Source organism: Legionella sp. PATHC032 (assembly GCF_026191185.1).
Taxonomy (GTDB): domain Bacteria; phylum Pseudomonadota; class Gammaproteobacteria; order Legionellales; family Legionellaceae; genus Legionella.
This window is the reverse complement of record NZ_JAPHOV010000001.1, coordinates 1,494,182-1,509,039: the sequence shown is the minus strand read 5'-3', so window position 1 is coordinate 1,509,039 and position 14,858 is coordinate 1,494,182. Positions and strand designations below refer to the sequence as shown.

Here is a 14,858-nt window from a genome sequence, read left to right as displayed (position 1 = left end):
ATTAAAGTTTATTGAGTTTTAACTTGTGCCAATGCAGGATCAGACTGCATTACACCTAACGATATTACTAATTTTAATGCTTCATCAATGCTCATATTCAACTCGATAGCATCTTGCCTGGGTATCATCAACATAAAACCCGAAGTAGGGTTAGGTGTAGTTGGAACAAATACAGACATCATGTCTTCCTTGGATTTCTCTTTAATTTCAGGATTAACGGAGCCAGTCTGAAATGCAATGGTCCAAAGTCCTTTACGAGGATATTCAACTAAAACAACTTTGCGAAAAGCTTGGCTATTAGTTGATAGTACAGCATGAATGACTTGCTTTACTGCATTATAAATTGAACGCACCAGAGGTATTTTAGCCAATAAGGACTCACCCCGACTGACGAGTCTCTGTCCAAAAAAATTGGTTGCAATAACTCCTGTGACGAGTAATAAAACCAATGAAAATAAAACACCAAAGCCTGGTATATAGAAACCGAACAACTGCTCAGGTTGATATGCTTTTGGAAATAAAGCCAACGTGCTATCAAGCATATCGATAATAAATCTCAGGACAACAATGGTTACAAATATTGGTAACCATACTATTAATCCGGTAATTAAATAGGCTCTGAGAGAGATTAATTTCACTCGCTATCACCTTTTGTCGATTTTGCACTATCAGCAGAGCTTGATGCGGGGGGTTCTTTAGAAGAATTTTCTTTATTGATGCCAGAATCTCCTGATTTACTCTCAGTTGAGTCCTTAGGTCCGTTGCCTTTGTTTTTAAAATCTGTGGCATACCAACCAGTTCCCTTCAACTGAAATCCTGCAGGCGAAATAAGTTTTGTTACAGTATTTTCATAACACTTTGGACATTGTTTTACAGGCGCATCTGTAACTTTTTGCATCAAATCAAATTGATGATGACAGTTTGTGCACTGATATTCATAAATTGGCATCTAGCATCACTCCATAAACTCGAAGTATCTGTAATTTAACTTTTCATTATAATTGCTGCCATGGGTATAGCGCAAGCAGAAGAAGTAATAACATCAGGTATATAATGCTGTTTTGATATAAAATCTCACTGTAATAACAATGAGCTTAAGCATATATCAGAAATCTTGCCGCCATAGCTTGTCCTGGCTAATAAAGGATATTTTAATTTGACTTCAAGGGTACTTATATTGTCTTCAAGCATTAGCATGTCCCGATCTTTACAATTAGCAATCCATCCTTGACATTTAATTTTATTCATTTCGAGCACTTCCTGGGTAAGCAATGTGTGATTGATACAACCCAACTTCATGCCCACAACTAAAATAACAGGAATTTTGGTTAATTTTAAAAAATCAAGCCAAGTGTCCTGCTCATTCAGAGGAACCATTAATCCACCAGCTCCCTCAATAAATAATCTCTTAATGTCATTCAGTTGCAAATTAAGACAATAATCAGCCACTTTAAGGACATCGATACTTGCGCCATCTTCCCTTGCTGATAAATGCGGAGAAACTGGCAATCTAAATCGCCAGGGATTAATAATATCCAAAGGCAAATGATTCTGTTGCTGATGTATAAGCGCATCAGAGTTTACTAATTGATTTTCGCTATACTCACATCCGCTTGCTATAGGTTTTATCGCTGCAGAACCAGGAAAATGATTAACCAATTGATTGGTTACAAATGTCTTACCACAATCAGTGTCAGTACCAGTAATAAAATATCGTTTCATTTTATAAATTCATCCATCATTTTAATAAATAAATCGGTATGGGACAGAAAAGGCATGTGAGCTGCTCTATTGAAGAGGATGTACTTAAAATTCGGGTAATTTTTCTCCATAATTGTCATTGTTTTAACAGGAGTAATCGGATCAAGTCGACCAAATAAGTAAACAGTAGGTATAGATATTTGTTTCAACTGTTGTCTAAAATCCCAGGTACCCAAAATTTCAAGACCAAACGCCAAACCTTCAGGAGATGGGGGATTACCCATTTTAAAATCAAATTTCATCTTATTGAGTTGCAAGGATATGAATTCTTTTAATGTCTTATTAATATCTTTCGATAAATTGTTATAAAAATTGACAAATACCTCCTCAGCCACTCCCGGCCAATCAACATCGGAGATAAAACGTGGTGAAGAAGTTATATTTATCAAATACTGTACTCTGGAAGGATCTTCAATTGCTAAACGTGTCGCGTAAAGTCCGCCCATTGACCATCCTGCCAATGCAAATTTCTCGGGTAATTGATCAAGCAAATTCTTTTTAAAACTCTTCCATTCCATCATTGGGGTCAATCCAAAACCAGGCAAATCGACTAAAATGATCTGATATTTAGGCTCAAGGTAAGGAATTATCGGTAGCCAGATTTGGCCATCAAATCCCCATCCATGAAATAGAACTAAAGGCGTACCTTGCCCATATTTATCAAGATGAATATTCATGTATTAAATGCAATTTATTAAATAACTCAATGATCTGCTCAGCAGTATGCTTATAATTAATAATAATCCGCAAACCGGAAGAGCTACTATTTACCGTTGGGGATCTGATAGCAGAGCAATAGATCCCTTCTTTTTTCAGTTCACTGGCATAATGCAAGGCCTTATGAGGGCATCCTAACCTTAATTGTTGAATTGGAGTATCTGAATCTAGCCAATTTAAGGGAGAAGATTTGATTAATTCTTTAAACTGAGCAACTAAGTGTGTCAGTTTTATTCTTCTGGAATCTGCCGCTACTATTACCTCCAATGTTTTGAGCAAACCATAACATAAAGCAGGACTAATAGCAGTTGAATAAATGAAAGAACGCGCCGTTTGCAACAATGCATTTATCCAATCCTTCCGCCCACCAACCACAGCTCCCTGGGAAGCAAATGCCTTGCCAAAAGGAATAACTCGTAATGGAACTTCATTCTGAGTCAATCCATGGCCTGGTACAGAACCCATTCCTTGTGGGCCAATCACACCAAAAGCATGCGCTTCATCTACAAAGAGCGCGGTATCATGCTCTTTACATAAAGAGCTAATTGTTGATAGAGGGGCTATCTGACCACTCATACTAAAAATACCTTCGGTGATCAAAACTGAGTCATCCAAATGAGATTTCAACAAGGTAGACAAAGCCTTCATATCATTATGTATGTATCGTGAGTAAGTTACTCGGGACAAAGCTAATCCATCATAAATAGAGGCATGAACACTTTTATCTATAAAACAATGTGCTCTCAAACGTCCAAGTAAAGCCGTAATGGCCAAATTTGCACAATAACCAGAGGAGAATAAAAGACAATCATCAACTCCCAGTATTTCGGCAAAGGTCCTCTCAAGAGCTTGGTGACCGTTATGGTATCCGCTTAAAACCATAGAAGCACCACTTCCGCAAGGATACAATTCATACCCTTTTTGATAGGCTTTTGCAATACGCCTATCCTCCATTAGCGACAAATAATCATTCGAATCGAACCGAATATAATCTGTCTTGTTCGTTTCTAAAATTTGTCTTGTACGCAATAATCCTTGTTCTTGCAGCTGCGCTGTATACTCTTTAATTTTTATATTAAGAGCCATTTATGCCATCTCAGTCAAACCCAGTTTGTTAAAAAGAACTTTGTCTTTGGCGCGCTGAGGATTATCTTCGGTCAATAATTTATCTCCAATAAACACTGAATTGGCTCCAGCAAAATAGCAAAGGGCTTGTAATTCATCACTCATTTCTGTCCGACCAGCTGTCAGTCTGATAGCACTTTTAGGCATTAAAATTCTTGCTGTAGCAATAGTTCTTACCAATTCAATCCCTTCTACTCGCTCAGCTTGAGCTAAAGGTGTTCCTTCCACTGGAATTAAGCGATTAATTGGCACACTTTCCGGAGGGGTTTCCATATTGGCTAATGTCAGTAAAAATTCGATTCGATCTTCCCTGGTTTCCCCCAAGCCTAAAATACCACCACAACATACATTAATTCCTGCTGAACGAACGTTATTTAAAGTATCCAATCGATCACTGAATTTTCGAGTAGTTACTACCTTATCGTAATAGGATGGGGAAGTATCAATATTATGGTTATAATAATCCAATCCAGCATCCTTCAAATGAGAGGCCTGATCCTTGGTAAGCATCCCTAAAGTCATACAAGTCTCAAGCCCTAAAGACTTTACCCCTTCAATCATTTCTTTTAGTTGCGACATTGCCTTATCAGGTGGGCAACGCCACGCAGCCCCCATACAAAAACGTTTGGCACCACCCTCTTTTGCCTCTTTCGCACATTGCAATACCTCTTTAACTGACATCAATTTTTCTTTTTCTACATGCGTCTTATAGTGACCACTTTGAGAGCAATAGCCACAATCTTCTGGGCATGCACCTGTTTTAATGCTTAACAAAGTCGCAAATTGTAAGGAATTAGGATCATGAAATGTCCTATGAATGCTATGTGCTTGATAAAGTAAATCATTAAATGGTTGTTGGTAAATGGCTTCAATATCAGAAATTGACCATTTTTTCTTTTCTTCAGACACGACTACCCCCTTTAATTCAGAATAGTGAACATGATAAAGTCGCGCCTACACTTGTCAACCAAAATTTTTAAAATGGTAAACATAGATCAACTTATTGCAAAAGACTTAAAACACATTTGGCATCCTTGTTCACAGATGAAAGATTTCGAAACGTGCCCACCTATCATTGTCAATAAAGCACAAGGTAGCTATCTCTATACCAATAAAGGTCCCTTGATCGATGCTATTTCCAGTTGGTGGTGCAAATCTTTAGGGCATGGTCATCCGGCTGTGATAGCTGCTATCAAGAACCAACTGGATTATTTTGAGCATGTGATTAGTGCCAATACAACTCATCCAGCTGCAGTGGAATTAGCTGAAAAATTAAGTGAAATTACTGGGAAACAGCATGTATTTTTTGCCAGTGATGGTTCTAGCGCTGTCGAAATTGCCATGAAATTAGCCATTCATGCTTCACAAATAAAGGGGAATAAAAATAAAAATCAATTTATTGCCTTAAAAAATGGATACCATGGTGAAACTATTGGAACCATGAGTGTCAGTGACTTGGGACTCTATAAAGCTCCTTACGCCTCATTTGGTGTACAATGCCACTTTATTGATGATATTCCCTATGTCTCAGGTACTAAAGATCCATTATGGAAGAACTGTGATACTTATTGGAATAAGGTAGTACAACAATTAAATAAAATTTGCGAGAGAGTTTGTGCCGTACTTTTGGAGCCTATCATTCAGGGTGCCGGAGGAATGCTGTGTTACAGTGCGGATTTCCTTGCAAAAATCTCTTTATGGGCGAAAGAAAAAGGCATTTATTTAATTGCGGATGAGATTATGACTGGTATAGGAAGAACTGGAAAATGGCTAGCCTGTGATCACGCACATATAAAACCTGACTTAATTTGCCTGTCTAAAGGATTAACTTCAGGTTCAATACCATTTAGCTGCGTCATGATTGATAGTTCCTTGTTTGATCTTTTTTATGATGATTACCATGCAGGGAAATCTTTTTTGCACTCACATACCTATAGTGGGAATCCACTTGCTATAAGTGCTGCTTTGGCAACCATTAAAACAATAGATCAAGATAATCTGCTCATGCATAGCCAGGAGCTTGGTGAAATCATGTTTTCCTATCTGCAGGATATAGCCAAAGACAGTAGGAAACTTGTAAATGTTCGTGGAGTTGGGGCTGTTGTTGCAGCAGATCTTATAGAGATAGAGAGCAATCAAACAAGAATTGGATTTAAAATTTATCAGGAAGCAATAAAGCAAGGCGCACTGCTTCGCCCGATTGGCAATACGCTTTATTGGCTGCCACCTCTTAACACAGATAAAAAAATCATTGGGAAATTAGCAGAAATCACATTAAACTCTATAGAAGAAGCCTATAACAAAGCTCAAGGATATGAGTAAGGTTATTCACAAATTATCTTTATTTCTTTATAAAAGATTTAAAATCATATGGATTCTATTAACTATTGGTATCCTGATTTCTGCTTTTTACATTAATTGGAATCTTAACCAAAAAAGAGCTTATAAAGATTTAAAGGAAGTTGCAGTCAATATCAGTAACAACATAGATGGTTTTATCGAAGATCTATTTCAGGAAATCTATGCTTTGCCTGTATATGGGAAAAAAATTGTCGATTGTAAATCAGATTTATATCAATTCTTAGAACATATCACTCTGAATAATCCTAAAATCTCGGGTGTTATGATTAGTGACAACCAACACAAACTATTTTGTTCAACCTTACCTAATAATAAAGATCTTATTGTAACATCGATTCGTGCACGTTCTATTTCAGGCCCCTATAAGTTAGCATTATTTGACCAGCCCGTTTATCTGATCCAACAAAAAATGGGCAATTACCTTATAGGTATTCTAGTGATTGCTTCCGTCTTAAAAAGTGAATTGCAAACAGAGAAAAAACAATCTACCTCCATAGCTTTATATAATGAATATGAGAAAAAAAATATCCTTCGTATTCAATATACCGAGCAAAATAAAAACTGGATATTAAGCAATACTCAAGAAACTAAAATACAAAATACCCCATTAGGCCTATTTGCTATAGAAAAACTGCAAAGCATTAATGGTATTTCTGTCGTTGTTTCTGAAAACAGTAAAACCATCCTTCATAACTTTTGGTATAGTCAAATAATAACTATTCTTACCATTTTAATTTGTTCTTTTATTTTATATGTCCTTATACAAAATATGATGACTAAACGTTATTCATTGCAGGGCGCAATAAAACTGGCTATTAAAAATGAGGAATTTTATCCTGTATATCAACCTTTATTTGATTGTGATAAAGAACAATTCTCAGGAGCCGAAGTGTTATTGCGATGGGAAAATGAAGACAGTCAAATCATTATGCCCGATTTTTTTATTGTTGAAGCAGAAGCAACCGGATTAATTGTGCCAATTACACTTCAAATCATAGAAATTGCCTTCAAGGAATTTAAATCCTTATTAGAGGAACGATCCTACTTTCACCTTGCATTTAACATTTCTGCGCTACATTTCACTGACTCAGTATTTTTTAATCATTTCCACAAGCTAATAGAAAAATATAATATTTCACCGCATCAAATAATCTTTGAAATTACCGAAAGAGAACTTCTCGATAAAAATGACACCATCTTTATCAGTAAAATGCAAGAACTAAGGCAAACAGGCTTTTCACTTGCTGTTGATGATTATGGAACTGGTCACGCCAGCATTAGTTATTTGCAACATTTTCCATTCAATTATTTAAAAATTGATAAATTATTTGTTCAAGCAATTGGCTCTAATGATATTATTGAATCCTTAAATGACGCCATTATCCAGATGGCAAAAGGATTAAACTTAGTTACTATAGCAGAAGGAGTGGAAACAAAAGACCAAGCTAATTACCTGGCAAATAATGGTGTCCGTTTACAACAAGGCTGGTATTATTCCAAAGGATTATCTATTACTGAATTAACTGCCTTGCTTAAAGGAGAAAAAATATGAGGAATTATATTTTTTATGGGTTACTACTATTAATTGGTTTATCCAATGAGGGATTTACTGCACCAATGGTGAAAAAAGGCAACTTTTGGAAATGCGTAACTTATGATAAAGCCAACAAAGCGTGGGCTGCACAAAGCTCATACAGAAAAGTAGCAATTAATGTGGCATTTGCTGCCTGCAAAAAAGAAAGTCAATTTCCTGCAAGTTGTAAAACATCCTTATCAAATTGCGAAGGATTTATAGATGGAGTAAGTACTAGACCAATGTGGCGTTGTATAGCCTTAGATATAACTGCCCAACCTTGGGAAAGTAATTTTTATTCAAATCGGGATGATGCCGCTTTGGCTGCCCAAGCCTTTTGTAAAGAAAACAGTACATTACCTGCTACTTGTTATATTAATATGGTAACTTGTGCGAACAAAAATGAAGGAGCCCACTCAGATGGTTTATTCGGTGGGACTCACTGGTAATATTGCCAGCGGCAAAAGTACGGTCGCAGAATTTTTTTCCGAACTGGGTATAGATGTTATTTATGCAGATAAAATTGCCAAAGAATTAACTTCTAAAAATACCCCCTGCTACCAGGATATTATTTCACATTTTGGTTCTTCAGTGGTTCTTAAAAATGGTGATCTTGATCGGAAACGGATAAGAGATATTATATTTTCCAATTCAAATGAGCGTTTATGGCTTGAAAATTTACTACATCCAGCTATTCGTAAAAAAATTGAAGAACAACTTACTGTCTGCTCATCTCCCTATTGCCTTATTGAAATTCCTTTATTGTATAATAAACATCACTACCCTTATCTTCAAAAAGTTTTATTGGTTATTGCCCCATTAGAATGTCAATTAGACAGAATTGTTAAAAGAGATCAATGCACGAAAGAGCAAGCATTAGCCATTTTGGCCACACAACCTAATTTGGAACAACGCCTGGAAACTGCAGATGATGTCCTGGTTAATGAATCGGGATTAAATGAATTGAAAGAAAAAGTAAATAAGCTACATAAAAAATACCGTAAAGAGGCAAAAATCAAACAGAAACAATAAATTTCCAGAAAAATACTAGTTAATGTATGGCTTTTAAAGATTTTTTTATTTTCAACGACTTTTATGTTAGTCTTAACGCAAAATTAAACCTTAATAGCTTGATTTTTTAGATTCGTTTATAAAAAAACAATATCGTTTTTTAAAATAAACATGGGAGCCCATTTTTATTCAATGTGCATCTATAAAAATTTAAATTGCCATTATTATAGGATAAAGCTAAGGATGGCCTTAATCTATGCATGACCATATGATAACTTTTCAACTGGCAACTCATTTTTTATCAAGAATTGCCTTACGCCTGGAGTACCTTTTTAAAACCATAAATGAAGCTTGTAGTGAGTCTCATGAGGTTATACATCGATTTGCATTAAAAAATATAATTGAAATTGTTGAAATAATTGAAAAACCGGAATTAAAAAGCAGATTTATCAAAGAGTTAATTAGAATTGAGCATGTACTTAAAAAACCTAATTTATTGAGTCATAGGGAATTATTTGATGATCTGGAAACGCAAATACATGTATTAAATCATGTGCCGGGTCGATTTAGTAACAAAATCCATGATGATGAGTTTTTAAAAACTTTAAGACAAATACACCACCCCAATACTAAAGAATGCGAATTTAATTCCCCCCATTTGGTATTATGGTTTGATTCAGATCCACTATTAAGGCAAAAAACAATTAGTCAATGGGTATCCTGCCTGAAGGATCTGGAAGATACTGTAAAAGTTTATTTGTCCTTGTTACGAGGTGTTACTCAGTATACTCCCATTAGAGCTAATAATGGATTTTATCAGCATAGCCTTGCACCTAAATCACTTAACCATCTGATCTTATTAAGAATGGATAAAACATTCAAAATGATACCCAAAATCCAGTTAGGACATCATAGTTTAACTATCAGGCTTTATGACCTTGTCACTGGTCAAGAAATTAGAGATAAAACTATAGACCTTGAGATTGCATTTTGCCAAATATAGACGCACTATGAGCCAAAACAGCTTTACCTCAATAAGTCTGCATTAATTAAATTGTATGGTAATTCCTCCTCCATAATAACGCTCAACATCATTCAGAAGGCCGCTGATACGTTGATCAACCTCCAAATCAATTACAATATTCTTTTTAATCTGGTAAAGAATTCCTGCATCAGTACTATAACCGCTGCCTTCATCTGGCGCTGTTTTACTTACTCCATAAATCTCAGCAAACAATGATATTTTATTTTTTGTCCATGACAAAATAAGATCTGGGTTAACACTCGTATAACTTTGCCCACCATCATAAATCGGTTCTGATTGAGTAGTGATTCCCAAATTACCTGTAAGATTTAATTGGGAATTAAAGTTATAACTTACAATTCCTATAACACCACCTCCTGGACTTGGGCTACCAAAGGAAGCGCTTCCTGACGGGAAAATAAATGTCCCACTAGCAGTAACCACCCACTTATCATTAAACCATAGCACATGATTGACAATCATTTGAGTTTGGCTAAAACCTATACGAGGATCAACAGTTTGATTAATATAATTGGGTAATAATAAATCTATCTCAAAATGACCTGGCAGCCCTAGTTGTATAGCAGCAGCAGGAAAGTTATGCTGTATACCTTCACCAATTAATTGCTGATACTGATATCCAGAACTAATTAGTACGCTCCTGGGAGGAACTACACAAGGATTAGTTGCAATACCTCCTCTCTCAAGAAAAGAAAGCATATCCGTTGATCCACCACAAACCGCTTCATATGTTTGATAATCAGTAGCAGCTTTGATTTGAAATGAAGATATTAATAAAGAAACAGCTAGAGTATAAATTCCATTTTGCTTAGTAGTCATTTTCCTGTCCAATTAATTAACAATTAACTGTAATACAACACTTAATCATTTACAAAAGACTGTTATTTATGCAATGTTTGGTATATGCACATACCCTGCAAAGGCCATCCTGATTAACTTTCCCTGATCAACTAACTTGTTATAACCTCATCTAAACAGGGGGTTATTTTATACTCAGCAATTGGATATTGTGTAATAGCGTCAATACCTTTGATTATTCTCACATTCATTATGCTTGATATTGAAATTCCGGGGTATTAATTAAATCGAAAACAGCATGATTTGCTTTAGGGAAATCATTGATATTTAATTCCTCTTTTTTTACCCACTTCATATTGAGCTGTCCTTCCAGACATAACGGGTTGCCTGTAAAACGAGTCACCATAAAAATAATTAATTGTATGTGCCTATCTGGATAGTCATAATCTACATGCCCCAGAAACCGATATTCATTCACAACTATACCTAACTCCTCCCTAATCTCTCGGACCAAAGCATCCTCTCCAGATTCTTGAGGCTCCAGTTTTCCTCCAGGGAACTCCCAAAATCCTCCATGTGCGACATGATAAGGGCGTTGGGTAATTAGTATACGTTGTTTTTCATCAATAATGACAGCAACTGCTACTTTCACACCAAGCTTCCATGACAAGCTTTATATTTTTTACCTGAGCCGCAGGGACAGGGATCATTACGGCCAATTTTCTTTTCTTGTCGTCTAAAAGTTTGCGTTTCACTTGCCTCATTATTCTCAGATAAACTTTCATGCATGAGATTCATTTTTCTAATCTGCTCTGCTCTTCGTTGCTCTTCAACAACGTGAGCATCCTCCTCCGTTTGAATTTCAACAGACGATAGTATTCTGATCACCTCATACTTAAGATTTTCCAGCATCATTGTAAACAAACTAAAAGCTTCTTTTTTGTATTCCTGCTTTGGGTCCTTCTGAGCATAACCTCTTAAATGGATTCCCTGGCGTAATTGATCCATTGCAGCCAAGTGTTCACGCCAATGATTATCTAAAGTTTGTAAAATAATTGATTTTTCAAATTGTGAAATAACAGGTCTTCCAACTTTCCTTACTTTTTCATCATAATGCTCTATAGCTAAAGCAAGAATTTTTTCTTTAATTTGCTCAGGCTGTATACTATGATCTTTATTAATCCAGTCAGGCACAGGAGCTTTGATTTTAAATTCATCTGACAAAACATCAGACAAGGCCTGTGGATCCCACTGATCCTCCAGACTTTGAGGAGGGATATAAGTATCAACCAGACTATCCATTACCTCTTCCCTCATCATTTCAACAACTTCCTGTGTATCCGTCATTTCCATAATAGAGGAACGCTGAGTATAAATGACCTGGCGTTGATCATTCGCTACGTTATCATAATCCAATAATTGCTTTCTTACGTCAAAATGATGTCCTTCCAGCTTGCGTTGAGCATTTTCAATTGCTCTGGTAACCAAACTATGTTCAATTGGCTCACCTGGCTGCATTCCTAAACGACGCATCATAGAAGCCACGCGCTCAGAAGCAAATATTCTCATTAAATTGTCTTCAAGTGACAAATAAAAACGGCTACTACCGGGATCACCTTGACGACCGGCTCGCCCTCTTAATTGATTATCGATACGCCTTGATTCATGACGCTCAGAACCAATAATTCGAAGTCCACCTGCTGCAATCACTTCATCGTGACGTTTTTGCCATTCTTTTTTAACTGCTTCTTTTTCTTGCTCACTCGCATCAGCTGGTAAATTGGCCAGATCAGCTGCTAAACTTCCACCTAAAACAATATCTGTTCCTCGTCCCGCCATGTTAGTCGCAATGGTTACAGCACCAGGACGCCCTGCTTCAGCAATAATTTGCGCCTCTTTTTCATGAAATTTTGCATTCAATACTTGATGCTTGATGTTCTCCTTTTTTAAGAGTTGACTTAAAAACTCAGAAGCTTCGATTGAAACCGTTCCAACCAGGACAGGTTGTCTACGCACACCACATTCTCTTATATCCTTGATTATTGCCTGGAATTTATCTGCCTGTGTTAGATAAACCAAATCAGCCTCATCTTTTCTAACCATCGGTTTATTTGTAGGTATCACAACCACTTCAAGATTATATATTTGCTGAAATTCATAGGCTTCAGTGTCAGCAGTACCGGTCATTCCGGATAATTTATTGTACATACGGAAAAAATTCTGGAAGGTTATAGAAGCCAGAGTCTGATTTTCATTTTGAATTGAGACTCCTTCCTTGGCTTCGACTGCCTGGTGTAAGCCTTCTGACCAACGCCTTCCGGGCATAGTGCGCCCAGTATGCTCATCCACTATCACTACTTGATTGTCTTTGACGATATAATCAATATCTCTGTGAAACATCGCATGAGCCTTGAGAGCCGCATTCACATGATGCATCAACATGATATTACTGGCATGATAAAGACTCTCGCCGGGATCTAATAATTTGGCTTTGGTCAGCAGTTCTTCTATATGCAGATGGCCTGCATCAGTCAGATGAGCCTGTTTTTGCTTCTCATCTACAGTATAATCTCCTTCGCCCCCCTCTTCTTCCTGTTTTTTTAACTGTGGGATCAAGGAATTAATTTTAATATACAGCTCTGAACTATCTTCTGCCGCACCAGATATGATCAATGGAGTTCTCGCTTCATCGATCAAAATGGAATCTACTTCGTCAACAATGGCAAAATTAAGCTCTCTTTGTACCTTATCAGTCAGGCTAAAAGCCATATTGTCACGCAAATAGTCAAAACCATATTCGTTATTAGTTCCGTAAACAATATCCGCTTTGTAAGCCTCTTGTTTTTCCTTATGCGACATATCAGGGTAGATAACGCCCACTGTAAGCCCTAAAAACTCATATATGGGCTTCATCCATTGACTATCCCTTTTCGCAAGATAATCATTAACAGTAACTATATGTACACCACGTCCGCTAATGGCATTAAGATAGGCGGGCAAGGTTGCAACCAGTGTTTTACCTTCCCCAGTACGCATTTCAGCAATATTTCCTTCATGCAATACCATCCCGCCTATTAATTGTACGTCAAAGTGTCTAAGGCCGAGAGTTCGCAATGATACTTCTCTAACCGTAGCGAAAGCTTCCGCAAGTAATTCATCAAGGCTTTCACCATTATTGAAACGTTCTTTAAATTGTTGAGTTTTTCCAGCCAGTTCTTCATTTGACAAAGCCTGCATTTTCGGCTCAAACGCATTAATTGCCATTACCGACTTTTCCATTCGCCGTAATGTCCGTTCATTTCGGCTTCCAAACATTTTCTTAATTAACGTACTCAGCATGGCCTCAATAACCCTCAGGATGTTCCAATTAATAAACTCGTTAATGTACTAGAAATCTTGATAAAATTCCACGAAATGTTGACATCTGCTCTATTATTTCTTATACGCGCTCGACATGATTTATTGCTTCCAAATTTAATAAATACTGGATTAACTCACTAAAACCGGAAGTATTTTTCTCCTGAATAATATTCATCAATTTCTTTTTCCAATGCTTAGCTCCCGGCAATCCAAAAGCTAAATTAAAAAGTGGTTTAACCAGAATACTCAACGAGGGATTACCACGGGATTGATCAAGCCAATAATCAAGATAATTCATTAACAACTGGCTTCGTTTAATTTTGATGAACTCTGGATATAAGGCTTGATGAATTTCAGCAATTTGATAGGGATTATCGCATGCAAGTCGTCCTAACATTACTCCATCGACATGGTTTAAATGGCCGTTTATTTCTTCAATAGTTAATATATTACCATTGATTATAATGAAAATATGGGGAATTTCTTTTTTTAACTCATATACATAATCATAATTTACAGGAGGAATCGTTCTATTTTGCTTTGGATTTAATCCATTTAACCAGGCCTTTCGAGCATGAATAATAAGCTTGTCACAGCCTGCTTCAACCAAATGAAGCGAAAAAGATCTGAAAAACTCATAGCTGTCTTGTGTATCAATACCGATCCTCGTTTTCGCTGTGACTGGTATTCCTACTACTTGTTTTATTGCACGAATACAATCAGCAACGTGTTCCGGCTCCTTCATCAAGCAAGCTCCAAATCGTCCTGCCTGTACTTTGTCACTAGGACATCCCAAATTCAGATTAATTTCATTAAAACCTTTCTGTTCAGCAATAATAGCGCATTTTGCCAATGCAGACTTATCAGCACCGCCTAATTGAATAGCGATAGGATGTTCAATAGAATTAAAATACAAAGCTCTATCAGGGTTATTTTGTACAGCCCCTGTTGTCTGCATTTCAGTATATAAAAGAGCATTAGGAGCCAATAATCTCATCAAAGTACGAAAAGGACTGTTGGTCCAATCAATCATTGGCGCTATAGATAATTTGGAAAAAATACTATTAACCACGTTTAAAATCAATTTAAAGCAAATGAAGTATTATA

Annotated in this window: 15 protein-coding genes; 5 read left to right on the top strand and 10 right to left on the bottom strand. The window is 36.5% G+C overall.

What is annotated here, in order from left to right:
* Positions 1-8 precede the first annotated feature (8 nt).
* The 6 genes from OQJ02_RS06880 to bioB form a co-directional block, all read right to left on the bottom strand.
* Positions 9-638, bottom strand: a complete 630-nt coding sequence (locus OQJ02_RS06880; RefSeq protein WP_265718478.1) for a DUF502 domain-containing protein — start codon at positions 636-638, stop codon at positions 9-11.
* A complete protein-coding gene (locus OQJ02_RS06875) occupies positions 635-949 on the bottom strand; it encodes an FmdB family zinc ribbon protein (protein ID WP_265718477.1) in 315 nt (104 codons plus the stop codon). The genes OQJ02_RS06880 and OQJ02_RS06875 overlap by 4 nt, the downstream gene beginning before the upstream one ends.
* A gap of 125 nt (positions 950-1,074) precedes the next feature.
* Positions 1,075-1,722 carry a dethiobiotin synthase gene (gene bioD, locus OQJ02_RS06870; RefSeq protein WP_265718476.1) on the bottom strand — a complete coding sequence of 216 codons (648 nt, stop codon included), beginning with the start codon at positions 1,720-1,722 and terminating at the stop codon, positions 1,075-1,077.
* Positions 1,719-2,438: an alpha/beta fold hydrolase gene (locus OQJ02_RS06865; protein ID WP_265718475.1), complete on the bottom strand. Its 720-nt coding sequence runs from the start codon at positions 2,436-2,438 to the stop codon at positions 1,719-1,721. The genes bioD and OQJ02_RS06865 overlap by 4 nt, the downstream gene beginning before the upstream one ends.
* Entirely contained in the window at positions 2,422-3,564 is a 1,143-nt protein-coding gene (locus OQJ02_RS06860) for an aminotransferase class I/II-fold pyridoxal phosphate-dependent enzyme (protein ID WP_265718474.1), read from the bottom strand. The genes OQJ02_RS06865 and OQJ02_RS06860 overlap by 17 nt, the downstream gene beginning before the upstream one ends.
* Positions 3,565-4,512 (bottom strand): biotin synthase BioB, encoded by a 948-nt coding sequence (bioB, locus tag OQJ02_RS06855; RefSeq protein ID WP_265718473.1) that lies wholly within the window; start codon positions 4,510-4,512, stop codon positions 3,565-3,567. It abuts the gene before it with no gap.
* A 72-nt stretch (positions 4,513-4,584) separates the two neighbouring features.
* On the opposite strand from bioB, the gene bioA reads away from it, so the two are divergent.
* The 5 genes from bioA to zapD all read left to right on the top strand — a co-directional run bounded on the left by bioA (position 4,585) and on the right by zapD (position 9,551).
* Complete coding sequence (gene bioA, locus OQJ02_RS06850; protein WP_265718472.1) at positions 4,585-5,925, top strand: adenosylmethionine--8-amino-7-oxononanoate transaminase; 1,341 nt, start codon at positions 4,585-4,587, stop codon at positions 5,923-5,925.
* Positions 5,918-7,516, top strand: a complete 1,599-nt coding sequence (locus OQJ02_RS06845; protein ID WP_265718471.1) for an EAL domain-containing protein — start codon at positions 5,918-5,920, stop codon at positions 7,514-7,516. The genes bioA and OQJ02_RS06845 overlap by 8 nt, the downstream gene beginning before the upstream one ends.
* The gene (locus OQJ02_RS06840) at positions 7,513-7,986 is read left to right on the top strand and encodes a hypothetical protein (protein WP_265718470.1); all 474 of its coding nucleotides are present in this window, start codon (positions 7,513-7,515) and stop codon (positions 7,984-7,986) included. Before OQJ02_RS06845 ends, OQJ02_RS06840 begins: the two co-directional genes overlap by 4 nt.
* Positions 7,958-8,569 carry a dephospho-CoA kinase gene (gene coaE, locus OQJ02_RS06835; protein ID WP_265718469.1) on the top strand — a complete coding sequence of 204 codons (612 nt, stop codon included), beginning with the start codon at positions 7,958-7,960 and terminating at the stop codon, positions 8,567-8,569. The genes OQJ02_RS06840 and coaE overlap by 29 nt, the downstream gene beginning before the upstream one ends.
* A 235-nt stretch (positions 8,570-8,804) precedes the next feature.
* Positions 8,805-9,551 (top strand): cell division protein ZapD, encoded by a 747-nt coding sequence (gene zapD / locus OQJ02_RS06830; RefSeq protein WP_265718468.1) that lies wholly within the window; start codon positions 8,805-8,807, stop codon positions 9,549-9,551.
* A 42-nt stretch (positions 9,552-9,593) separates the two neighbouring features.
* On the opposite strand, the gene OQJ02_RS06825 is transcribed toward zapD, so the two are convergent.
* The 4 genes from OQJ02_RS06825 to dusA all read right to left on the bottom strand — a co-directional run bounded on the left by OQJ02_RS06825 (position 9,594) and on the right by dusA (position 14,823).
* The gene (locus OQJ02_RS06825) at positions 9,594-10,412 is read right to left on the bottom strand and encodes a transporter (RefSeq protein WP_265718467.1); all 819 of its coding nucleotides are present in this window, start codon (positions 10,410-10,412) and stop codon (positions 9,594-9,596) included.
* Between the two features lie 229 nt (positions 10,413-10,641).
* Entirely contained in the window at positions 10,642-11,043 is a 402-nt protein-coding gene (gene mutT / locus OQJ02_RS06820) for an 8-oxo-dGTP diphosphatase MutT (RefSeq protein ID WP_265718466.1), read from the bottom strand.
* Positions 11,040-13,730 (bottom strand): preprotein translocase subunit SecA, encoded by a 2,691-nt coding sequence (secA, locus tag OQJ02_RS06815; RefSeq protein WP_265718465.1) that lies wholly within the window; start codon positions 13,728-13,730, stop codon positions 11,040-11,042. The genes mutT and secA overlap by 4 nt, the downstream gene beginning before the upstream one ends.
* 100 nt (positions 13,731-13,830) lie before the next feature.
* Positions 13,831-14,823 (bottom strand): tRNA dihydrouridine(20/20a) synthase DusA, encoded by a 993-nt coding sequence (gene dusA / locus OQJ02_RS06810; protein ID WP_265718464.1) that lies wholly within the window; start codon positions 14,821-14,823, stop codon positions 13,831-13,833.
* Between the last annotated feature and the right edge of the window lie 35 nt (positions 14,824-14,858).